The 21,101-nt window shown below is 72.1% G+C and carries 24 protein-coding genes; 11 read left to right on the top strand and 13 right to left on the bottom strand.

All coding sequences use genetic code 11. The annotated features are described in order from the left end of the window. Window positions 1–38 precede the first annotated feature (38 nt). The 5 genes from ACH5AF_RS29945 to rpmG form a co-directional block, all read right to left on the bottom strand. Entirely contained in the window at window positions 39–275 is a 237-nt protein-coding gene (locus ACH5AF_RS29945; protein WP_215185943.1) for a DUF397 domain-containing protein, read from the bottom strand. 169 nt (window positions 276–444) lie between these two features. Next, window positions 445–687, bottom strand: coding sequence for a 30S ribosomal protein S18 (gene rpsR, locus ACH5AF_RS29940; RefSeq protein WP_398905927.1), 243 nt, complete (start codon window positions 685–687; stop codon window positions 445–447). Window position 688: 1 nt separating this feature from the next. Next, window positions 689–1,822, bottom strand: a complete 1,134-nt coding sequence (locus tag ACH5AF_RS29935; protein ID WP_398905925.1) for a GTP-binding protein — start codon at window positions 1,820–1,822, stop codon at window positions 689–691. Then, window positions 1,822–2,076: a type B 50S ribosomal protein L31 gene (locus ACH5AF_RS29930; protein ID WP_398905923.1), complete on the bottom strand. Its 255-nt coding sequence runs from the start codon at window positions 2,074–2,076 to the stop codon at window positions 1,822–1,824. The genes ACH5AF_RS29935 and ACH5AF_RS29930 overlap by 1 nt, the downstream gene beginning before the upstream one ends. A 5-nt stretch (window positions 2,077–2,081) precedes the next feature. After that, window positions 2,082–2,246 (bottom strand): 50S ribosomal protein L33, encoded by a 165-nt coding sequence (rpmG, locus tag ACH5AF_RS29925; protein WP_398905922.1) that lies wholly within the window; start codon window positions 2,244–2,246, stop codon window positions 2,082–2,084. 61 nt (window positions 2,247–2,307) lie between these two features. Here rpmG and rpmB point away from each other — a divergent pair, with 61 nt between their 5' ends. The 7 genes from rpmB (at window position 2,308) to ACH5AF_RS29890 (ending at window position 7,643) form a co-directional block, all read left to right on the top strand. Further along, complete coding sequence (gene rpmB / locus ACH5AF_RS29920) at window positions 2,308–2,544, top strand: 50S ribosomal protein L28 (RefSeq protein ID WP_215185951.1); 237 nt, start codon at window positions 2,308–2,310, stop codon at window positions 2,542–2,544. Continuing rightward, window positions 2,544–2,849 carry a 30S ribosomal protein S14 gene (gene rpsN / locus ACH5AF_RS29915; RefSeq protein ID WP_398905920.1) on the top strand — a complete coding sequence of 102 codons (306 nt, stop codon included), beginning with the start codon at window positions 2,544–2,546 and terminating at the stop codon, window positions 2,847–2,849. The genes rpmB and rpsN overlap by 1 nt, the downstream gene beginning before the upstream one ends. 86 nt (window positions 2,850–2,935) lie before the next feature. Next, window positions 2,936–3,394, top strand: coding sequence for a hypothetical protein (locus tag ACH5AF_RS29910; protein WP_398905919.1), 459 nt, complete (start codon window positions 2,936–2,938; stop codon window positions 3,392–3,394). A 174-nt stretch (window positions 3,395–3,568) separates the two neighbouring features. Continuing rightward, window positions 3,569–4,366 (top strand): FadR/GntR family transcriptional regulator, encoded by a 798-nt coding sequence (locus tag ACH5AF_RS29905; protein ID WP_398905917.1) that lies wholly within the window; start codon window positions 3,569–3,571, stop codon window positions 4,364–4,366. A 99-nt stretch (window positions 4,367–4,465) separates the two neighbouring features. After that, window positions 4,466–5,233: a (Fe-S)-binding protein gene (locus ACH5AF_RS29900; RefSeq protein WP_398905916.1), complete on the top strand. Its 768-nt coding sequence runs from the start codon at window positions 4,466–4,468 to the stop codon at window positions 5,231–5,233. Then, window positions 5,230–6,993, top strand: coding sequence for a LutB/LldF family L-lactate oxidation iron-sulfur protein (locus ACH5AF_RS29895; RefSeq protein ID WP_398905914.1), 1,764 nt, complete (start codon window positions 5,230–5,232; stop codon window positions 6,991–6,993). The genes ACH5AF_RS29900 and ACH5AF_RS29895 overlap by 4 nt, the downstream gene beginning before the upstream one ends. Next, window positions 6,990–7,643 (top strand): lactate utilization protein C, encoded by a 654-nt coding sequence (locus ACH5AF_RS29890; protein WP_398905912.1) that lies wholly within the window; start codon window positions 6,990–6,992, stop codon window positions 7,641–7,643. The genes ACH5AF_RS29895 and ACH5AF_RS29890 overlap by 4 nt, the downstream gene beginning before the upstream one ends. Before the next feature lie 20 nt (window positions 7,644–7,663). On the opposite strand, the gene ACH5AF_RS29885 is transcribed toward ACH5AF_RS29890, so the two are convergent. After that, complete coding sequence (locus tag ACH5AF_RS29885) at window positions 7,664–8,782, bottom strand: DUF2786 domain-containing protein (RefSeq protein ID WP_398905910.1); 1,119 nt, start codon at window positions 8,780–8,782, stop codon at window positions 7,664–7,666. Between the two features lie 396 nt (window positions 8,783–9,178). Then, window positions 9,179–9,874, bottom strand: coding sequence for a lipoprotein (locus ACH5AF_RS29880; RefSeq protein ID WP_398905908.1), 696 nt, complete (start codon window positions 9,872–9,874; stop codon window positions 9,179–9,181). A gap of 110 nt (window positions 9,875–9,984) precedes the next feature. On the opposite strand from ACH5AF_RS29880, the gene ACH5AF_RS29875 reads away from it, so the two are divergent. Together ACH5AF_RS29875 and ACH5AF_RS29870 are read left to right on the top strand one after the other, a co-directional pair. Further along, window positions 9,985–10,545, top strand: coding sequence for a sugar O-acetyltransferase (locus ACH5AF_RS29875; RefSeq protein WP_398905906.1), 561 nt, complete (start codon window positions 9,985–9,987; stop codon window positions 10,543–10,545). A gap of 116 nt (window positions 10,546–10,661) precedes the next feature. Next, window positions 10,662–12,323, top strand: a complete 1,662-nt coding sequence (locus ACH5AF_RS29870) for a bifunctional 3'-5' exonuclease/DNA polymerase (RefSeq protein ID WP_398905905.1) — start codon at window positions 10,662–10,664, stop codon at window positions 12,321–12,323. Window positions 12,324–12,730: 407 nt separating this feature from the next. Here ACH5AF_RS29870 and ACH5AF_RS29865 read toward each other — a convergent pair whose 3' ends face one another. Continuing rightward, on the bottom strand, window positions 12,731–13,639 hold the full coding sequence (locus ACH5AF_RS29865; protein ID WP_398905903.1) for a zinc-binding alcohol dehydrogenase family protein: 909 nt from the start codon (window positions 13,637–13,639) through the stop codon (window positions 12,731–12,733). A 254-nt stretch (window positions 13,640–13,893) separates the two neighbouring features. Between ACH5AF_RS29865 and ACH5AF_RS29860 the strand changes: the two genes are divergently transcribed. Further along, entirely contained in the window at window positions 13,894–14,631 is a 738-nt protein-coding gene (locus ACH5AF_RS29860) for a ScbR family autoregulator-binding transcription factor (RefSeq protein WP_398905901.1), read from the top strand. 123 nt (window positions 14,632–14,754) lie between these two features. Here the strand turns inward: ACH5AF_RS29860 and ACH5AF_RS29855 are convergent, their stop codons facing one another. Both ACH5AF_RS29855 and ACH5AF_RS29850 read right to left on the bottom strand, forming a co-directional pair. Further along, window positions 14,755–15,519: an SDR family oxidoreductase gene (locus tag ACH5AF_RS29855; protein WP_398905900.1), complete on the bottom strand. Its 765-nt coding sequence runs from the start codon at window positions 15,517–15,519 to the stop codon at window positions 14,755–14,757. 102 nt (window positions 15,520–15,621) lie between these two features. Next, a complete protein-coding gene (locus tag ACH5AF_RS29850; protein WP_398905898.1) occupies window positions 15,622–16,368 on the bottom strand; it encodes a ScbR family autoregulator-binding transcription factor in 747 nt (248 codons plus the stop codon). A 224-nt stretch (window positions 16,369–16,592) separates the two neighbouring features. Here ACH5AF_RS29850 and ACH5AF_RS29845 point away from each other — a divergent pair, with 224 nt between their 5' ends. Beyond that, window positions 16,593–17,504, top strand: coding sequence for a ScbA/BarX family gamma-butyrolactone biosynthesis protein (locus ACH5AF_RS29845; protein WP_398905897.1), 912 nt, complete (start codon window positions 16,593–16,595; stop codon window positions 17,502–17,504). 148 nt (window positions 17,505–17,652) lie between these two features. Here ACH5AF_RS29845 and ACH5AF_RS29840 read toward each other — a convergent pair whose 3' ends face one another. From ACH5AF_RS29840 to ACH5AF_RS29830, 3 genes are all read right to left on the bottom strand, one after another. After that, complete coding sequence (locus ACH5AF_RS29840) at window positions 17,653–19,041, bottom strand: aldehyde dehydrogenase family protein (protein ID WP_398905895.1); 1,389 nt, start codon at window positions 19,039–19,041, stop codon at window positions 17,653–17,655. After that, entirely contained in the window at window positions 19,041–20,138 is a 1,098-nt protein-coding gene (locus ACH5AF_RS29835; protein ID WP_398905893.1) for a phenazine antibiotic biosynthesis protein, read from the bottom strand. Before ACH5AF_RS29835 ends, ACH5AF_RS29840 begins: the two co-directional genes overlap by 1 nt. A 137-nt stretch (window positions 20,139–20,275) precedes the next feature. Next, the gene (locus ACH5AF_RS29830) at window positions 20,276–21,034 is read right to left on the bottom strand and encodes a DsbA family protein (RefSeq protein WP_398905892.1); all 759 of its coding nucleotides are present in this window, start codon (window positions 21,032–21,034) and stop codon (window positions 20,276–20,278) included. Between the last annotated feature and the right edge of the window lie 67 nt (window positions 21,035–21,101).

The raw sequence follows: 21,101 nt of genomic DNA, 5'->3' as shown, positions 1-21,101 counted from the left end.
CCCCACTCATGACCTGGGGCCCGCGGAACGCAGGGAATTCATGCCACCAGGTGGTCGAATTCCCCGTCCTTGACCCCCAGAAGCAACGCTTCGATCTCCGCGGGCGTGTACACAAGTGCGGGGCCGTCCGGGTGCCGTGAATTGCGCATCGCCACATCACCGCCGGGCAGCTTCGCGAACTCCACGCATGACCCTTGGGAGTTGCTGTGTCTGCTCTTCTGCCAGACGACGCCCTGAAGCTCCGTGGCCGCCATGCCGTTGTACACGTGGTGCACAGGTCGCTCCCGGGGTGCAAGGTGCGGGTGTCAACTATCCGGGATCATAGCTGTGATTCAAGTGCCGATGCATGGACGGATGCACTGGCAGATGCACGTGCACGCGTTGTGGCGTCGCGACTACAGATTCCCTCCCTCGCGGCCGGAACACCTGCCCGGCACGCGGAATTCAGCGCACGGAGGAATACGGCAGCAGGGCCATCTCCCGGGCGTTCTTGATGGCGCGGGCCAGCAGTCGCTGCTGCTGGGCACTCACCCGGGTCACCCGGCGGCTGCGGATCTTGCCCCGGTCGGAGATGAACTTCCGCAGCAGATCGGTGTCCTTGTAGTCGATGTAGGTGATGCCCGCCTTGTCCAGCGGGTTCGGGCGGGACGTCAGGGGCTTGCGCGCGTCGGAGCGGCGGGGGGACATTTCAGACCTCCAGGAGGGAGTCGAAGGCGGGTGGCAGCCGCTTCCAGGCGTCGCGGCCCGCGGCGTACTCGGCGTCGGTCAGCAGGCAGGATTCGAGAAGCAGTTCCAGGCCTTCGCGGTCCAGGCCCGGTGAAGTGAAAACCAGGTGCTGGCAGCAGTCCCCGTGCTCGGGGTGCCAGTCCAGCGCCGCGGCGGCCCGGCGCACCGGTGGCACCATCTCCCAGGCGGCGTCCGGCAGCGACGCGAGCCAGGGGCCCGCGCTCTCCACGCACAGCGCGCCGCCCGCCGCGTCCCAGGCCAGCAGGGTGTCCGGCCGGTCGGCCAGCCAGAAGCGGCCGCGGCTTCGGGCGGCCGCGCAGGTGAGGTCCTCCAGAGCCTCGTACAGCCGCCCGGGGTGGAAGGGACGTGCGCGGTGCCACACGTAGGTGCTCACCCCACAGTCGTCCGCCTCCTGCGGCAACAGCGCACAGGCCGGGTGCTGGGCGGCAGCGGCGGCCTCGACGTCGAACCCGGCCATGGCCGCCGTGGCCAGCTCGTCCGATCCGACGGGGATGTGCCGGGCGGTCGGATGCAGCTGGGTCAGCAGCGCGCGGTCCTCCTCGTCGGCGTCCTCGCTGTCCACGACGGCGAGCACCGGCGCGTACTCCAGCTGCCGCGCCCAGGTGTCGGCGATCGTCCGCCGGTCCGTCGCGGCCGCGGCGAGCCCGGCCTCGGCGAGGTCGTCGCCGTTGCCGAGATACGGCAGGAGCAGCGCCGGGTCGACGGCACAGATCACCGAAGTGACGGAGAGCCGTTCGCCGCCGTTCGCGGCGACGACCTCGGCCATCGCCTTGGGTTCCACGGAGTCCCACAGTTCGACGACCGCGAGGCTCGTCGCCCCGTCGTCGGCGAGCCGCACCAGCTCGGGCACGAGGTCCTCGCGCAGCGCGCAGCAGGCGCAGTCGTTCACCAGCGGCGCCTCGCCGGTGTCACGGACGCGGAAGACGTCGCGGACCGTGCGCACCACGGTGCCCCGCTCCGCGGTCGACAGGTCGTGGTGCAGCGCGACGCTGCCGGACACCGTCGAGAGCAGCCGCTCCACGGTCGCCCTGCGGGCGTCGGCGTGCAGCCCGGCGACGATCGCGACGGGCAACATCAGCGAGCCTCGCGCGGGCCGTAGCGGCGCTCGAAGCGCTCGACGCGTCCAGCGGTGTCGAGGACGCGCGCCTGACCCGTGGAGAAGGGGTGGCTCGCCGAGGAGATCTCGACGTCGATGACCGGGTACGTGGTGCCGTCCTCCCAGTCGATCGTCTTGTCGCTGGTGGCCGTGGAGCGCGTCAGGATCGCGAAGTCCGCGACCTTGTCACGGAAGACGACGGGCTCGTAGCGGGGGTGGATGCCGGGCTTCATCGCGCTCAGCGCTCCTCTCGGAAGTCGAGGTGCCGGCCCGCGACCGGGTCGTACTTGCGCAGGGTCAGGCGGTCGGGGTCGTTACGGCGGTTCTTGCGGGTGACGTAGGTGTAGCCGGTGCCCGCGGTGGAGCGGAGCTTGATGACCGGGCGGAGTTCGTTACGAGCCATGGCGCTAGTATATGGAAATGGTTTCCATTACCAAACTCGTCTGACGAGAGGTGCATCACCCATGTCCGCCCATTGCATGCTGACCGGGTCGAAGCCCGGCTTCGGCAACCGGATCTCCCACTCCCACCGGCGCACATCCCGCCGCTTCGACCCCAACATCCAGCGCAAGCGCTACTGGTTGGCGAGCGAGGGCCGCCATGTGCGGCTCACGCTCAGCGCCCGCGCCGTGAAGACCGTCGACACCATCGGCATCGAGGCCGCCGTGGCCCGTATCCGGGCCCGGGGGGTGAAGGTCTGATGGCGAAGAAGAGCAAGATCGCCCGCAACGATCACCGCAGGAACGTCGTCGAGCGGTACGCCGAGCGCCGCGCGGAGCTGAAGGAGGTCATCCGCAGGCAGTCGGCCACCGACGCCGAACGCGCGGCCGCGCAGGCCGAGTTGCGGCGTCAGCCGCGGGATGCCAGCGCGACCCGCCTGCGCAACCGCGACAGCGTCGACGGCCGGCCGCGGGGCCACCTGCGGAAGTTCGGGCTGTCCCGGGTCCGGGTGCGTGAGCAGGCCCACGCCGGCTTCCTCCCCGGCGTGCGCAAGTCGTCCTGGTAGCTTGGCGCGGTCTTGCAACCAACCAGGTCGGCGGGCACGTTGGTCCGTCGCCGCAGGGGGACAGATCAGTGCTCAAGCTCGTTCGTATGACGGCCGCCGCGGCGGGTGTCGTCGCCGTCCTCGCCCTGACGGGCTGCGGCAGCAGCGACGGTGACGACACCGGCGGCGACAAGGCGTCCACCGCACCCACCGCGTCCGCGGACACCGGCGGCTCCGGCACCGGCGAGGGCAGGCCCCGTGACGTCGAGGGCACCTGGACGGGCACGAGCGACGGCAAGCCCCTCGCGCTGTCCGTCAAGCAGGGCAGGGCGGCGCTGCTCGCCGACGGCCACGCGTGCACCGGCGAGGTGAAGGACACGGGCACCATGACGCTGTCGCTGAAGTGTGCGGACGGGAACACCGACCGCACGCTGGGCTCGGTCGAGTCCAACGACGGCACGACGCTGGTCATCTCCTGGGACGCGGGCAAGAAGGACACGCTGAAAAAGAGCGCCGCCGGCGAACTCCCGGGCGAGCTGCCCACGGGCCTGCCGACGTCGTCCTGAGGCGGCCGCACCGCCTGTCGGGCCGCGGACCCTTGTGGGGTCCGCGGCCTTCCCCGTCCAGGGCGTCGGACAACCGGGGCACGACCGGTCGGACCATTGACCTTGTGTGACATATTTTTTGCGTCCGGCACACCCACCCCGCACCAACCCGTCACCCGAGCCGAGGAGTGTCCGATGACTGCCGAATGGCGCCCCGTGCGGCAGTCCCGTACGCACGAGCTCGTGCTCCAGAGCATCGAGGAGCGCGTGCTCTCCGGGGATCTCAAGGCGGGCGACCGGCTGCCTCCCGAGCGGGAGCTCGCTCCGGCTCTCGGAGTCAGCAGGTCCGCCCTCCGGGAAGCCCTGCGCGTACTGGAGACCGTGGGCGTGCTGACCGCCCATGCGGGGCGCGGTCCGGACTCGGGCGCGCGGATGGTGCGCAATCCGGACGACGCGCTCGGCCGACTCCTGCGGCTGCACTTCGCGCTCGGCAGCTACACCGTGGCGGACATGCTGGAGGCACGGGTCGTCCTGGAGCGTTCGAGCTTCGAGGCGGCGGCCCGGCACGCCTCACCGGAGGACCTCGCCGAGGCGGCGGAAATCGTCGCCCGCCTGCGGGAACCCGGCATCGGCGTCGAGGAGTTCAACGACCTGGACACCCGCTTCCACGTCCTGATCGCCCGCAGCTCGGGCAACCGGCTCACCTCGACGCTCACCTCCGCCGTACGCGAGTCGGTGCGTCCGCTGATCCTGCGCGCCCTGGAGTCGGTGGAGGACTGGTCCGCCACGGCAGCCGCTCTCGACGCCGAACACACCGAGCTGCTGCGGCTGGTGCGGGAGGCCGACGGCCGTGCGGCAGCCGATCTCGCCGAGCGCCACATCCGCGGATTCCACGGCGCGCTGGTCGACGGCTCGACGTCCGATCATTCGGCGTCAGGCGACTCGGCGTCCGACGGGCCGGCGTCCAACGGCCCGGAGTCCGACGCCCGGTAGGCCAGGTTGCAAGCCGGGGAACAAGCCGCGTCGACCGCTTCCCCGTGGACGGCCCGCGTTAGTATGGTCGGACCGTACATGCCACGGGAGGCTCGCTCCATGCGCATCGGACTCTTCGCCACCTGCCTGGGAGACACCCTCTTTCCCGACGCGGTGAAAGCGACCGCCCTCCTGCTCGCCCGCCTCGGCCACGAAGTGGTCTTCCCGCCCGAGCAGACCTGCTGCGGCCAGATGCACATCAACACCGGTTACCAGCGTGAACCGCTACCGCTCGTACGGAACTTCGCCGACCGGTTCGGCGACTCCTCCATCGACGCGGTCGTCATGCCCTCCGGTTCGTGCGCCGGGTCGGTGCGCCACCAGCACGAGCTCGTCGCCCGGCGGTACGGCGACCGGGCGCTCGTCGCGGCGGTCGCCGGGGTGAAGGCGAAGACGTACGAACTCTCGGAACTGCTCGTCGACGTGCTCGGTGTCCCGGACGTCGGGGCCCACTTCCCGCACCGCGTCACGTACCACCCCACCTGCCACTCGCTGCGGCTGCTACGGGTCGGCGACAAGCCGCTGCGGCTGCTGCGCGCCGTGGACGGCATCGACCTGGTGGAGCTGCCGGAAGCCGACGCGTGCTGCGGCTTCGGCGGCACCTTCGCCCTGAAGAACGCCGGGACGTCTGCCGCGATGCTCCTGGACAAGACGCGCCACGTCCTCGCGACCGGCGCGGACGTCTGCACCGCCGGTGACGCGTCCTGTCTGATGCACATCGGCGGCGGTCTCTCCCGCCTCCGCGCCGGCACCCGCACCCTGCACCTCGCCCAGATCCTCGCCGCCACCCGCACCTCGCCGTATGCCCCGACGGAGGCCGCCCGATGAGCAGCAGCACCTTCCTCGGCATGCCCGCCAGGCCGCCGCGCGTCCCGTACGGCAGCGGGAACCTGCGCGGTGACGTCCCGTTCCCCGAGGCCGCCGAGGGGGAGCTGCGCAACGGGCAGCTGCGCCGCAACCTGGGCAGGGCCACCCGCACCATCCGCGCCAAGCGGCTCTCGGTCACCGGTGAACTCCCCGACTGGGAGCGGCTGCGGGACGCCGGTTCCGCGATCAAGACCGACACCATGAACCGGCTGCCGGAGCTGCTGGAGGAACTGGAACAGAAGGTCACCGAACGCGGCGGCACGGTGCACTGGGCGCGCGACGGCGACGAGGCCAACGCGATCGTCACCCGCCTGGTCAAGGCGGCCGGCAGCGACGAGGTCATCAAGGTCAAGTCCATGGCGACCCAGGAGATCGGTCTCAACGAGCACTTGGCGGGCGAGGGCATCACCGCCTGGGAGACGGACCTCGCCGAACTGATCGTGCAGCTCGGTCACGACCGGCCCTCGCACATCCTGGTCCCCGCGATCCACCGCAACCGCGAGGAGATCCGCGACATCTTCCTCCGGGAGATCCCGGGCGTCGATGCGGAACTGGACTCCGTGCCCGAGCATCTCGCCGCCGCCGCGCGCGCGTACCTGCGGCACAAGTTCATGACCACCAAGGTCGCCGTGTCCGGCGCCAACTTCGGCATCGCCGAGACCGGGACGCTGTGCGTCGTCGAGTCCGAGGGCAACGGCCGGATGTGCCTGACCCTGCCCGAGACGCTGATCACCGTCATGGGCATCGAGAAGATCCTGCCGAAGCATCAGGACCTGGAGGTCTTCCTCCAGTTGCTGCCCCGCTCCTCGACCGGCGAGCGGATGAACCCGTACACCTCGCTGTGGACGGGGGTGACCGAAGGCGACGGTCCTCAGGACGTCCACCTCGTCCTCCTCGACAACGGCCGCACCGCCGCGCTCGCCGACCGGATCGGGCGCGAGGCGCTCAACTGCATCCGCTGCTCGGCCTGCCTGAACGTCTGCCCGGTGTACGAGCGCGTCGGCGGCCATGCGTACGGATCGACGTATCCGGGCCCGATCGGAGCCGTGCTCACGCCGCAACTGGCGGGGATGCACGCCGTCGGCAACGACCCGAACGCCTCGCTGCCATACGCCTCCAGCCTCTGCGGCGCCTGCTTCGACGCCTGCCCCGTGAAGATCGACATCCCGTCGCTGCTGGTGGAGCTGCGCCACCAGAAGACCGAGCGGTCCGGGCGCGGCGCGGAGCAGCTGGCGATGAAAGCGGCCGCGGCCGTGATGCGGCGGCCGCGGCTCTACACCGCCGCGCAGCGGGCAGCCGCGGCGGTGGGCCGGGTGGCCGCCGGGCGGGACGGCACGATCGCGCATCTGCCGCCGCCGCTGCGCGGCTGGAGCGACAGCAGGGACACGCCCGCTCCGCCGCGGCAGACGTTCCGCGCCTGGCTCGCGTCCGGGGCGGGAGCCGAGGCGATGCGGGAGGCGGCCCGGGAGGGCGAGCGGACGCGGGCGGCCGACGGCACTGACGCCGGCGCCGGCGCGGCGCACCACGCGCTCCCGCGGCCGGCCGACGGCCCGGTCGACCACAACGCGCCTGAACCCGACGCCGGCGCGACGGACCGGGACGGCCTTGGCCCCGGTGCCGGCGACGCGGGCCGCGACGGCCCTGACGGCGGTGCCGCCGACGCGAGCCGCGACGGGCCTGATCGCGGCAACGGCCCCGGCGAGCACGAGGAGCAGCGGTGACCGCGTCCCCGGACGTACCGGCGTCGGCGCGTGACACCGTGCTCGGCCGGGTCCGCGACGCCCTCGCGCTCGCGCCCCGGGCCGAGCTGACGGTGCCCCGTGCCTACCGCACCGGCCGCGTCCTGCCCGACGAGGAGCGCCTGGCCCTCTTCGCCGACCGGCTCGTCGACTACCGGGCGCAAGTCCATCCCTGCACCGCCGACCGCACCGCCGAGGTCGTCGCCCGTGTCCTGCGCGAGCGAAGCGCCCGCCTGGTCGGCGTCCCCGCGGGGCTCGACCGCGGCTGGCTGGCCGGCCACGATGGTGAGGTGCGCGTCGATTCGCCGGACGTGCCCGCGCGCGAACTGGACGCGCTGGACGGCGTGGTCACCGCGTCCGCGGTGGCCTGCGCCGAGACCGGCACGATCTTCCTCGACGGCTCGGCCGACCAGGGCCGCCGGGCGCTGTCCCTGGTACCGGATCTCCATGTGTGCGTGGTCGACCTCTCCACGGTAGAGGCGGACATCCCCGAGGCCGTCGCCCGGCTCGTGCCCGGGCGGCCCACCACACTGGTCAGCGGCCCGTCGGCCACCTCTGACATCGAGCTGGAGCGCGTGGAGGGCGTCCATGGCCCGCGCACCCTGGCCGTGATCGTCCGCACCGACGTCTGATGGGGACGTCTCAGGGACCTCTACGGGAGCGGGCGGCGGGACTGCGGCCCGCGTCGCGCCCGGTCCGCCGCCGACATGCCGTCGCGCCAGCCGTCGAGGTCACTCGCCCCGCGGACACGTGTCGTTGTCGTTCGCGGGAACATCCGGTCCGCCCGTTGCGCGACCGCGACCTCGCGGGTGGCCAGGACCGGGAGCAGGTCGGCGGTGACCTGCTCCTCCGCCACCGCCGCGAGATGCTCGCCCAGCCGGGACGCGTATGCCGTCCAGAACGACTGGCGGAACGTCTTCGTACGCCGGCGTCCGCCCGCCCGCTGCGCGGATTCCGCCGTCGTCATGGCCGCGGTGCCCTGGACGAGGAGCGAGGTGTAGAGCAGTTCGACCGATTCGAGGTCGCCCTCGAAGCCGACGACGGTGGAGAAGGCGAAGGGACTGTTCCAGACCGCGCGGCAGTGGTTCGCGGAGGCGACCGCGTCCAGCAGGACCGCCTTGGCCGTCTCGTACGGGGCGTCCACGCCGATGCGGCAGGCGGACGGCGCGTCCTTGCTCCGGGCGCCGTGGGCGAGGACGGCCTCGTCGATGCTGTGACGGGCCATCAACTCCTGCGCCTTCGCGGACAGTGCCTCGGCCTCCTCCGGATAGCCCGTCGCCTCCGCCTTGGCCAGCAGCGCGCGGATACGCGTGAGCATGCGCGGCTCGTGCGGGGAGGCGACCGCCGTGACGGGCGCACCGGGCGGCGGCGCGACCGGCTCGATCCGCGGGAGGCGAGCGAGCAGGCGGTACAGCTGAAGGACGGCGGTCGCGTAGGTGAACCGGTCGGCCCGGTACGGCTCATGGTCCGCCAGATCGACGAGCTGGGCCCGCCAGCGCGGTGCCATCCGGTCGCCGTAGCCCTGCGACTCGCCGGTGATCAGCTCGGCGGTCAGGCGCTCATGGGCGTCGTCGAGATCACGCCGGACCAGGCGTATGACATCGGCGGGCTGCCAGCCGCGTTCCCAGGCACGACGCAGCTGCTCCTCACCGCGCCCGCGCAGCTCCGCGTCGGCGGACGGGTCGGCCGCGAGGAGGGAGGCGGCGGTGTCCAGCGCCTCGTCGCCGTCCGCGTACAGCGCTGCTGCCAGCGCCTTCTCGACCGTACTCACACACCAGATGGTGTCACGGGGGCAGGGCCGGCCTCCCCCGCGGGCGTCCCTTGGTGGACGTGATCGACGGCCGCCCGGCGGACGCCCTTGGGGACGTGACACCGAAAGGTCCGGCGAGGCCCTCAGCGGGGTGCGGCCCGAGCCGACGCGTCCCGGCCAGGTGCCGGGGGTACAGGCCGGAGCCGGCGTGCCTCTGCCGGGAACGGACCCCGGCGGCGGAGTGCCGGGGACGGCCAACGCCTTCGGCCAGGCACGAATGCCCCGGCGGAGTAGCACGGGACCCAGCCGACGCACCCCTGACGGGGACGGACCCCGGCGCGGGCGGGGGCCGGTCCAGGTGGGCGTCCCGGTGGCGAGCACCGCGCCCGTGGCCGGGCCCCGCAGCCGTATCGGCGCTCAGCCGACGCGCACGGACTTCCTGGCCAGCTCGTACGCGGGCAGCATCGCCTCGTGCTCCGCCGTGTCGAAACCGCCGAGGTCCACGATCACCACGCCCTTCGGCGTCGTCACGGCGAAGGCACGCTCCTTCTTCGGCTCGTCCAGCATCTCGTCGGTGTTGACATACGTGACCTCGACAGCCGCCAGGCCGCCCGCCTTCGTGTCGGTGTACGACTCCTTCTCGCGCTTCTTCGCCGCGTCGGCGACGAACGCCCGCAGCGCCTCGCGGGCGTCGTCGCCTGCCGTGCCGCCCGTCCAGACGCGTATGAAGCCGATGTTCCCGGCGGGCTTGGCGTCGATCTCGCAGACGAGAGTGACCGGCCCCTGCTTCAGGAGCGCCCCGAACTCCTCGTCCGCGGCGCTCGCGACCGCTTCGGGCTTCCAGTCGGCGGCGACGTCGAAGGTGACGGGCATCGGGCACGGCGAACCCGGGGCGCCGATCGTGGCGCCCTTGCGCACGGAGTTCGCGGTGCCGCGCTGCTCGGAGCCGGGCGTCGCCTCGGCCGCCCTCTCGGGCTTCCCGCCCGCGTCGCCCGCGGCCGCCGCCGGCTCCGGCTCCGGCTGCGTCTCCGACGAACAACCGGTCAGCCCGCCCAGCGCCAGCACGGCCGTCGCCGCCGTGACGGCCGCGGCGCGCACACGCCCCCGCATCATTTCTCGCACCGAAGGATCCCCACCCTGTGTATGTGCTCGCGGCCATGACCTGCCGCGTAGTGGGGATCATCGTACGGAGGCGCGGACCGGACGTGAGGGCGGACCCGAGCATGGGCGAGAACAAGGACCGGATGCTGGCGGGCGACTGGTACCTGCCTGGTGATCCCCAACTGGCCGAGGACACCGAGCGGCGCTTCGTGCTCTGCGCCGCATACAACGCGGGCGGCGGCGCGGCGCCCGCCGACCGCGAGCCGATCCTCGCCGAACTGCTCGGCGGCCTGGGCCGGGACGTGCGGATCCGTCCCCCGTTCCAGTGCGACTACGGCTTCAACATCCGCATCGGGGACCGTACGTTCGTCAACTTCAACGCGGTCTTCCTGGACGCCGCTCCCATCACGATCGGCGCCGATGTGCAGATCGGGCCGAACGTCCAGCTCCTGACGCCCACGCATGAGCTGGACACCGAACGCCGCCGGGCCGGCTGGGAGCGGGCGGCCCCGGTGAGCATCGGCGACAACGTGTGGCTGGGAGGCGGGGTGATCGTGTGCCCCGGGGTGACGATCGGCGAGAGCACCGTGGTCGGCGCGGGGTCCGTCGTCACCAGGGACCTGCCCGCGGGCGTGCTCGCGGTCGGCAGCCCGGCCCGCGTCGTCCGCGCCCTCGTCGACTGATGCCGCGACCGGGCGCCCGGATCAGGCCGGCCACCTCGCGGGACGAGACGTCGGCGCTTTCCACGCGATGGCCGCGTGACCTCGCGCTGTCCGACCCTGCTGCCACAATCGAACCCATGGGCGAACGGTGGGCTGTGGCGGCGGACGGGGACGGGGCGGCGCGGCTCGTCCCCCTCGGTGCCGACGGCCTGCCCTCGGGGCCCGTCCACACCGAGCCCGATCTCGTCGAGGCGGTCCGGTCCCGCCCCGGCGTGGACCGGTGGGTGTGGCGGTCCACGGCCGGGATCCACCCGCGCCTGCTCGCGGCGGGCGTCAGGGTCGACCGGTGCTACGACATCGAGGCCGCGGAGCTGCTGCTGCTCGGCCACGAGGGACGGCTGGGCGAGCCTCGCTCGGCCGCGGCCGCCTGGGCGCGGCTGCGGAACGCGCCCGTACCGCCCGATCCGCCGGCGCGTGCGGCGGTGCCGGGCGCGCAGTCCTCACTGTTCGAGCCGCAGCCGGTCCCCCTTCCGCTGGAGGCGCTGCTGGAGGTCTACGCCGACCAGCAGCGACGGCACGACGCCGCCGAGCACCCCGGGCGGATGCGGCTGCTGACCGCCGCGGAGTCCGCCGGGACGCTGGTGGCCGCCGAGATGCACCGAGCGGGTCTGCCGTGGCGGGCCGACATGCACCGCCAGGTGCTGCACGAGTTGCTCGGTGAACGGTATGCGGGCGGTGGGGAGCCGCGCCGCCTCGCGGAACTGGCGGACGAGGTGTCGGCGGCGTTCGGGCGTCGGGTGCGGCCGGATCTGCCCGCGGACGTCGTCAAGGCGTTCGCCGGGGCGGGAATCAGGGTGTCATCGACCCGGCGCTGGGAGCTGGAGGGCATCGACCACCCGGCGGTCGAGCCGTTGATCCACTACAAGAAGCTGTACCGCATCTGGACCGCGCACGGCTGGAGTTGGCTGCAGGACTGGGTGCGCGACGGTCGTTTCCGGCCCGAGTACCAACCGGGCGGCACCGTGTCCGGACGGTGGACGACCAACGGCGGCGGGGCGCTGCAGATCCCCAAGGTGATCCGGCGCGCGGTGGTCGCGGACGAGGGCTGGCGGCTGGTGGTGGCCGACGCGGACCAGATGGAGCCGCGCGTGCTGGCCGCGATCTCCCGTGACCGGGGGCTGATGGAGGTCGCCGGTCACGACGGCGACCTGTACACGGCCCTGTCCGACCGCGCGTTCTCCGGCGACCGCGCGCACGCGAAGCTGGCGCTGCTCGGCGCGATCTACGGACAGACGTCGGGCGACGGCCTCAAGAACCTGGCGGCCCTGCGGCGCCGGTTCCCCGAGGCAGTGGCGTATGTGGACGATGCGGCGAAGGCTGGCGAGGAGGGCCGCCTCGTACGGACCTGGCTCGGGCGCACGAGTCCGCGGGCGGAGGAGGGCCAGGCCGAGGAGGCGGGCATCCCCCAGGAGGAGGACGGGGCCCGCGCCCGCTCCGCGACCTCGGACGCGCGCGCGAGGGGCCGCTTCACCAGGAACTTCGTGGTGCAGGGCAGTGCTGCGGACTGGGCGCTGCTGATGCTGGCCGCGCTGCGGCGGGCGGTATCGGGGATGCGGGCGGAATTGGTGTTCTTCCAGCACGACGAGGTGATCGTCCACTGCCCGGCGGAGGAGGCGGAGCAGGTGACGCGGGCGGTCCGCGAGGCGGGCACGCTGGCGGGCCGCATCGCCTTCGGCGAGACCCCGGTGCGGTTTCCTTTCACGGTGGCGGTGGTGCAGCGGTACGCGGACGCGAAATAGGGCACCCGGGGGCGCAACGCCCCCGGACACCGGGCGCGCCCGGAAAGGGTGCATGTGAACCGGCACCGCGTGCCCACTTCTGCGGCACCGGACACGGGGCCGCGCGCGACCGCGGGCCGGACCGCCGGCCGGGACTTCGCCGCCGGACACCTCCAACCCGTCGGCGATGGAGCCGCGGGGGCCGGGACTTCGCCGCCGGACACCTCCAACCCGTCGGCGATGGAGCCGCGGGGGCCGGGACTTCGCCGCCGGTCACTTCCAGCCCGCCCGGCGATGGAGCCCCGCCGAGGCTTCGTACCCGGTCACTCCACGGTGTCGCGGCACGCCCTGCGGGCATGTCCTCGAACTCCCCCACGGTTCGGCAGCCGTCGGAGGTGCCACCGGAACGGGCTGGAGATGCGACCCCGTCACGGAATCAGCAGCGTCTTGCCCGTCGTGCGGCGCCCCCGCAGCGCCTCGTGGGCCGCCCGCGCCTCCGGCAGCGCGTACGCCGATGACGTCACCGGCGTCAGGCGGCCCTCCGACACCAGACGCAGCATCTCCCGCAACGGGCCCGACACCGCCCCGGGGCGTGCCAGCGTCGGGCGGAGCCAGAAGCCGACCACCGCCGCGTTCAGGCGGGACAGGCGCGCCGGGTCGACGGGCGGCAGGCCCGCCCCGGTGGCGTCGCCGTAGGTCACCAGGCGGCCGAAGTCCGCGAGCGACGACAGCGCCTGTGCGAACAGCTCCCCACCCGTCGCGTCCAGGATCACGTCGGCACGGTCCGCGAGCGGGTACTCCGCCACCTCGTCCGCTCCCAGCTCGAGCGCCAGTTCGCGTTTTTCGGGGGTGGAGGCCTGGGCGAGGACCCGCCCCGCGCCGAACACCCCGGCGAGCTGTACGGCGAGGCTGCCCACACCCCCGCCCGCCGCATGCACGACCACGGTTTCGCCGGGCTGGAGGCGGGCCGCCGACTTCAGCAGGTGCCAGGCGGTCAGGCCCTGCATGAGCAGGGCGAGCGCCTGCCCCGCGTCGAGCTCCTCCGGTATCCCGACGACGGCGGACTCCTTGGCGACGGCCAGCTCGGCGTAGCCGTTCGCCACCCGGGCGAGCACCCGGCGGCCGGCCTCGGTGCGGCCGACGACCTCGCTGCCCGGGATCAAGGGCAGCGATTCCGCTACGGCGTAGGAGCCGTCGACCACCAGAGTGTCCGCGTAGTTCACACCGGCCGCCTCCACGGTGATCAAGACCTCGCCCGGTCCCGGTACGGGATCGGGCACCTCGACGGTCTCCAGCACCTCGGGACCGCCGAATCGACTGAACCGGATCGCACGCACGGTCGATCCTCCCCCTTCTGTCCGATGTTCCCGGGCCGCTCACGACCGAGGATGAAACAAACAACCGACTAAACGGTTTCTTTCTCGTCCGCACCCCCGCGGAGGTGACAATGTCTGGCCTGCTTCGAGGTTCCGACCTCCCGGTTCGCGGTAGTTTCAACGACCAATGAGAGCGAAATCGAGTCGGACCGTACCCGCCAAGAGACAGTAAATAAACCGCATGGTAGGTTTCTGAGACAGGAGATGTCCCGGTATTGCCGGATCGCGAGGAAGGGGTGGCGGCGGTGGCCAAGCAGGAGCGGGCGGAACAGACCCGGCGGTCCTTGATCCGCGCGGCGGCCCTGACCTTCGACGACGTCGGCTACGAGCGCTCCTCCCTCACCCGCATCAGCGACGCCGCCGGTGTGTCCAAGGGCGCGCTGTCGTTCCACTTCTCCTCCAAGGACGAACTCGCCGACGCCGTCCAGGAGTCGGCCCATCTCGCCGCCCGGGCCGTCGTCGACAGCGTCCGCCGCCGCTCCGGCCCGGCCCTGCAGTCCGTCATCGACATCACGCACGAGCTCGCCGTCCTGCTGGAGACCGACCCGGTCGCCCGGGCCGGTGCCCGGCTGGGCCGGGAGCGCGCCGCGACCGCCGCACTCCCGCGCCACTGGAACGTGGCCTGGGCGGAGCCCGTACGCCGTCTGCTGCACCACGCCCAGGCCGACGGGTCCCTGCTCGCCGGTACGAACGTCCACACGGTCGCCGTCCTTGTGGCGTACCTGATGTCAGGTCTGGAGACGACCGTGCGCGACCGCGGAGTCCTGGCCGAACTCGTACCGCAGCGGGAGCCCGACGATCTGCCGGAGCCGCCCCGGGCCTGGCTCAGCCGTATCTGGGAGCTCGTGCTGCCGGAGGTGGCTGCCGCGGGGCACCTGGCGATGCTGGTGGCGGAGGGCTCCCGGGGACGGGGCGTGCTCTGCCCGCTGGGGCACCCGGTCGCGAAGCCCTGAGGGCCGGCGACCGGCAGCCGGCCCGCCACGCCCGTATGGCCCACAGCCCACAGCCCGCCACGGCCCGTACGGCCCTGAACACCGCCTCCTGGCACGGGCCCTGCGCCCAGACTCAGCCCCCTGTCAGAGCCGTGAGCCGCCCGTCGCGTCGATGTACTGCCCGGTGACCCAGCGGGACTCCGGGGACGCCAGGAAGCCCACCACGTCCGCGATGTCGGCCGGCTGCCCGATCCGGCCGAAGGCCGAGAAGCTCTCCAGGAAGGCCGCTCCCTCCGGGGTCGAGCGCAGCGGCGCGTTCATGTCCGTCTCGACGAAGCCGGGGGCCACGGTGTTCACCGTGATCCCGCGTCCGGCCAGCTCCTTGGCCAGGGCCAGCGTGAAGGTGTCCAGGGCACCCTTGGTCATCGAGTAGGCGATGGCCTCCGGAAACGCGATCCGGGTCACGCCCGAGGAGATGTTGACCACGCGCCCGCCGTCGCGCAGCAGTCCGAGCCCTTGCTGGACCAGGAAGAACGGCGCCTTGACATTGACCGCGAGCAGCTGGTCGAAGTCGGCCTCGGTCACCTCCCCGATGCGGGCCGTCGGCCCGAGCCCGGCGTTGTTGACCAGCACGTCGAGGCCCGGCTCGGCGTCCTGCGCGGCCAGGCCATCGCCGAAGCCGCGGTAGAGCGCGGCCACGCCGTCGCGGGCGCCGAGATCGGCGCGTACGGCGAAGGCGCGTCCGCCCTCCGCCTCGATCGAGGCGACCGTCTCCTTCGCGGCGGCCTCGTTGCTCCCGTAGTGGACGGCGACGAGGAAGCCGTCCCCCGCCAGCCGCTGCGCTATGCCGCGGCCGATACCCCGGCTCGCCCCTGTGACCAGCGCTGTCCTTGCACCCGAAGCAGTCATGCGACCGCCCTCCCCTTCGAAGTGATCGTTGTCGCGCATCGATGTGCCGGTCGTCCGGCAGGGCGGGCGCCCCGCCGGGCAGAACCGGACGACGGATGTGCCTTACGCTCCCGCGGCCGCCGTCGTCGCGGGTGTCCCCGACGCGAGCGGTTCCTCGGCCTGAGCGCCCTCCTCGGCCATGTCGGCCACGTCGTCGTCCGCCGGGTCCGGCCCGTCGCCTTCGGCGGCCTGGGCGGTCACCCGGGCGCCGCGGCCCGGCCTGGTGTCCAGCCTGCCGAGGATTCCAGGGACGGCGATGGCGGGCAGCATGTGGTCGTACATCAGGCCCACCTGCTGCTCCAGGCAGGAGAGGTCGGCCGACTCCTGCGAGGTCAGTGACAGACCGGTGAAGGCGCCGACCAGGATCGCGGCCGTCTCCTCCGGCAGCACGTGCGGGAGCAGTTCACCCTGCGCCTTGGCCTGACTGAGCAGGCTCGCGACCAGGTCGGTCCACTCGCTGTACGGAGCGCCGAAGAGCTCCCGCGAGCTCTGGTCCGCGGCGAGCCGGGCGGACGCGCGCAGCATGGCCTCTCGCGGCAGCCGGTGGGCCAGCACCATGCTGACGTCCACGACTTCCTGCAGCTTGGACGGTTGCTCGGGGACGCCCTCGGTGGTCACCGCGTAGGCGAGGACCCCTCTGGCCAGGTCTTCCTTGGACGAGAAGTGGAAGTACAGCGCGCCCTTCGTCACATCGGCGCGGGCCAGGATGTCCGCGATGGTCGCGGCTTCGTAGCCACGCTCCGCGAAGACGGCCGCCGCCGCCTCCAGGATCGCCGCGCGAGTCCTGGTCGCGCGTTCCTGACGTGCCATCAGGCCTCCTCTCACTCCCCGTTCGCGTTCAAGTTCTTTTCGAGTTTGCCGCGGATCGATTGACAAAACAAACCGGGCAGTCCGTATCTTAGCAGGGGAACGGACGGCCGTTCTCACGTAGAAGGTTTACGAGCCTGGGGGGTTCTATGTCTCAGTTGTCCATCCACGCCCGAAAAAGGCCCGCACGTAAGATCCGTCGGGCGGTCTCCACGCCGACGGCAGCGGTGGTCTCCACACTCGGCAGCCGGCCGAGCGGAACGATCACCCCGAAGTTCGTGCACCGCGTCGCCGAGGACGACATCCTGATCACCTCGTGGACGCGACTGGGCGAGGACCGGTTCCACCTCTCCGCCGACTGGACGGTGGCGCACGGATTCTTCGCCCCGGCCCCGAGGGCCAGGCACAACGAAATGCTCGTGGCGCAGACGATCCGCCAGGCCGGTCTGCTCCTGGCCCACGCGGGGTTCGAGACCCCCACCTCGGACCAGTACCTCATGAACAAGCTGCAGTATTCCTCGGATCCGGACTACCCCACGGTGGACCGGACCATGGACGTCGTCGACATCGACGTCCGGTGCGTACCGTCCGGGCGTCGCAGCCTGGACATGCACTTCGTGTTCTCGCACGACGGCACGATCTTCGTGACCTGCAGCGCCGCGTTCAGCTGGGTGCCTGCGAACGTGTACGGACGACTGCGCGGAGAGCACGCAGCCGCCCGGCCGAACGGTGCCCCCGCCCCCGTCGCCCCGGCCCTCGTCGGCCGGCGTGCCGAGGACGAGGTGACGCTCGCGCCCACCGACCGGCCCAGCCGGTGGGAACTGCGCGGCGACACCGGGCACCTGGCCCTGCTGGACCACCCGGTCGACCACGTGCCGGGTCTGGTCCTCGTCGAGGCCGCCCACCAGGCGGCCTTCGCCCATGCGGGGCCCGACGGCTTCGTGCCCACGTCGACCTCCATCGTGCCCACGAAGTACGTGGAGTTCGACGAGCCCTGCTGGATCGAGGCGCGCGACGTACAGGGCGCGCTCCCCGGCAGCAGGGCGATCGAAGTCACCGGCAGCCAGCATGGTGAGCTCACTTTCCGCTGCGTCCTCACCTCCCGCGTCAACTGGCCGCCGGCCGTGGGCGAGTGGTAGCAGCAGCACGGCACATCGGCCTGGGCCGCGGCTGAGGCCGACGAGCAGGAGGAGGCCCTGTCCGGGGTATGGACAGGGCCTCCCGCTCGTGGGGCAGGCGCTCGGGCGCGCCCGCGTGGGGCTGGGGTGCCTGCGACGGCGGACCCCGTCAGCCGCGGATGACGGTCTTGGTGCGCATCAGGAACTCGCCGAGGTAGCCGTCGTGCGGCACGCTGCGGTCCATCCAGTGGGTCGGGTGGTCCCCCAGGTGGACGTTGCAGATGGTCGGGTCCTCCACCAGTGCGTCGATGAGGTCCGCGTGCCCTTCCTCGTCGCCGGTGATCACACCGAGCACCAGCGTCTCGCGCAGCGGCTCGATGCCGTCCTCGGGTCGCCAGGGCGCCACCCACACGCAGGGGAAGGGCAGTTCGATGCGGTGCCGGCCGCCCTCGGTGCCGGCGAGCTCGTGCACGGCGGGCCGCAGCACGGCGCTGCCGTCGGGCAGTTCGTCGACGACGCCGTCCCCGCCGAGGTGCGCGGTCGTCCCGGCGGCCTGCGCAAGCAGGTAGCGCTCGAGATTCCGTGCGGTCTCGGCCGGCTGCACGGGCAGCACGGCCTTCTCGTCCTCGGGCGGCAGCGACGGCAGCGCGGCCAGCCGCTCGGCGAGCGCCTCGGCCAGCGGCGCGGGGTCCCCCTCGACGAACACGGCGGTCGTGTTGACGCATTTGACGCCGCCGTGGTGACCGACCGAGTCGACGATCGTGTCCAGGTGGTCGCGCCAGTCGGCGTCCGCGGTGACGAGGATCTTGGAACGCCCGGGTCCCTGGGCGAGCACCGTCGTGTCGGCGGCGTACTTCTTGACCACGTCGTCGCCGCCGTAGCTGATGCTCAGGTCCGCGCCGGCCATGACCTCGTCCGCGACCGAGTGGTCGGTGGGCAGCAGGACGACCTGGTCGTCACCGAAGCCCGCGGCGCGCAGCGCCAGCACCAGACGGTGAGGGGTGAACGGCTCGCGCCGCGAGGGCCGCACGGCGACCCGGTAGCCGAGGGCGAGCGCCTCCAGCCAGAGCGCGTGCGGTGCGGGGTGGTTGCCCGCCGCGTTGACCGCGAGGACCTCGCCGCGCCGGGTCCACACGGCACGGCCGTTGCGGGTGAGCGGGTCGCGCCAGTGGGAGACCGCGCCGGTGGGGCGCGCGTTGTACGACGGGGTCAGCACGCGCTCGGCGGAGTCGGCGATCTCGTCGGCCGCCGAGCGCACGGCCTGCAGCGGCACACCGCAGATCCGCGACACGGTCCGCTCGTACTCCTCGTACGACAGCCCGCCGACCTCCTGCTCGCGGAAGACGCGGCCCGCGCGGGAGAGGGCGGCGAGCCGCTCCTCCCGCGGCAGGGGGCGCGCCTTGCGCAGCGCGACCATGGCGCGGCCGACGAACAGCGCGGGAACGAGGCTGAGTTCGGCGGTGGGGGTGCCGGCCACGTCGGGGATGGTGAGCCGCTTGCGGGACCGATAGGGGCCGCTCGGGCCGAGCGCGTCGAGTGCGACCGGTTCGGCGGTCATCAGTAGACCCCCTCGATGACCTTCTCGTCGTCGAACTCGCGCACGGGGGCGATGTCCGCGACGGAGTCGCCGATCTGGCCCTCCAGCGGGCGGATACGGGTGGCGAAGTCCCGCTCCAGGTTGTTCGGCAGGAACAGGCTCTTGCCGACGTAGTTCATGACGACCCGGCCGCGCTCGCCGAACTCGACGGGCCTGCGGGCCTCCAGGTCGATGACGTTGTACGTCATGTACGGCGAGAACGGGTCGTAGACGCACGGCTCGTCGTCACTCAGCCCGGGACGCTCGCTGACGTGCCCGAGGGTCATCGTGTTGCCGAAGCCGCTGTAGAGCGGGATGCCCGGGTACAGCTCCGTGCGGTACAGGTGGCGGGTGTCGGGGTCGAGCTGGGTGCCGACCCACATGATCGCCTTGACCTTCTTGCGGATCAGCTCGACGAGGTCGTCGCGCCGGCTCAGCCGCTCCAGCACCGGCGGCGTGAGCATCAGGACACCGATGTCCTGGCTGGCCAGCGCGTGGGAGAGCTGGTCGACCAGGTGGTCGGTGTAGAGATCGGCCTCCGTCTCGGCACCCCGGGCGATGATCTTCTTCACCCAGCGCGGGTCCACGTCGATCATGAACGACAGGCCGCCACGGGCAGCCACCAGCTGCTGGAAGGTGGCACCGACCATGTGCGGGCCGGACGGGATCGACAGCAGCCAGTTGACGTCGCGCGGCACGCCGTGCGCGTCGAGCTGGCCGCTGCTGTGCGCGATCAGCATCTCCAGCCACTCCTGGAGCATGACGATCCGCTTCGGCGCACCGGTCGTGCCGCCGCTGTCGAAGACGCCGACGACCTTGGGCCGGGGACCGTAGCCGCGGGGGATCAGGTCCTCCGCGCGGACGTCGCGCAGGGAGTTCGCCACGTTGGGGAACAGCTTGAGGTCGTCGAACCCGCGCACGTCGGCTATGGGGTCGAAATCGAGCTCCTCCGCCTGCGCCAGCCAGAACGGCGAACCGGTCTCCGGCGAGAAATGCCAGCGGAGCGCCGCGCGAAGGAATTCGTCCGGGTCCGGAGTGACACCGTAAGGCAGCTCGAGAATGGGATCGATGGCAGGCATCGACGTGCTCCCTTCGGGAAACGACAAGGGCGAGAACAAGTCAGCTTGTTGTCCTCATTGAAATACCCGGCCATCGACCCCGGCAAAGTCAGCCAATTTACTCTGTCAGGTGGTGCAGACAGGAAATTGGCGACCGGTCACCGCTGCTGCGGTCCTGCGACGGAGTCGAGGACTTCGTCGGCCCAGTCGGCGGAGTACGCATGGAAGTCGGGGAAGCCGCCCTTCTGGGGGTTCCCCGTCCAGCGGAAGTCGGCGCCTGGGTTGTGCACGTCGACACCTGCCGCCGTGAACAGATGCGGGCTGCCCTGGACCCGGGGGCCCTGCGCCACGGCGAAGTTGCGGTGCACGGCGGACCGCCCCTCGCCGCGCTCGAGGGCCACGGCCAGCGCCTTGGCGTTCACGAGCGGGCACACCTCGGCCACCGCGAGGATCTCCGAGGTGATGCTGACGCACCGGCTCTCGGCGTAGAACGCGTGCCTGAGCGCGGTGTCGAGCTGGTCGGAGGCGCGCAGTCCGCCCACTTCGGGGGCCTTCGCGGCCTGGACCGCCGCCATCGCGGGCAGGGTGGTGACCGGATAGGTGTACTCGGGTGCCGACCACAGCCGCCAGCCCAGCGCCGGCACCTTGGCGCCTATCGCCACGATCTCGGCGTCGATGATGGGCTTGGGTGTGGACTGGCTGTTGAACAGCTCCAGCGGGAAGATCCGGTGGTCCACGACGAGTTCGGCGCGCCGCCGCTTCGCGGCCGCGTGCAGGGTGTGCAGCGCCAGCGTCGCCCAGGGGCAGCCGATGTCCGACCACACGGTCACGGTCCCCGCGTCGGAGGAGAAGAGCGATTCGTCCGCCGGGGTCTCGTGCGTCACCGACTGGGGCCGGGCGTCGGCCAAGGGGGTCATCAGGGGTCCTCTTTCCTGGAGTCCGGGCCGTGCTTGAGGCCGGGGAGAACCACCGCCGGCCGTAGCG

It is taken from the genome of Streptomyces sp. NPDC018833, assembly GCF_044390825.1.
Taxonomy (GTDB): Bacteria; Actinomycetota; Actinomycetes; order Streptomycetales; family Streptomycetaceae; genus Streptomyces.
This window is presented reverse-complemented; position numbering and strand designations above follow the sequence as displayed.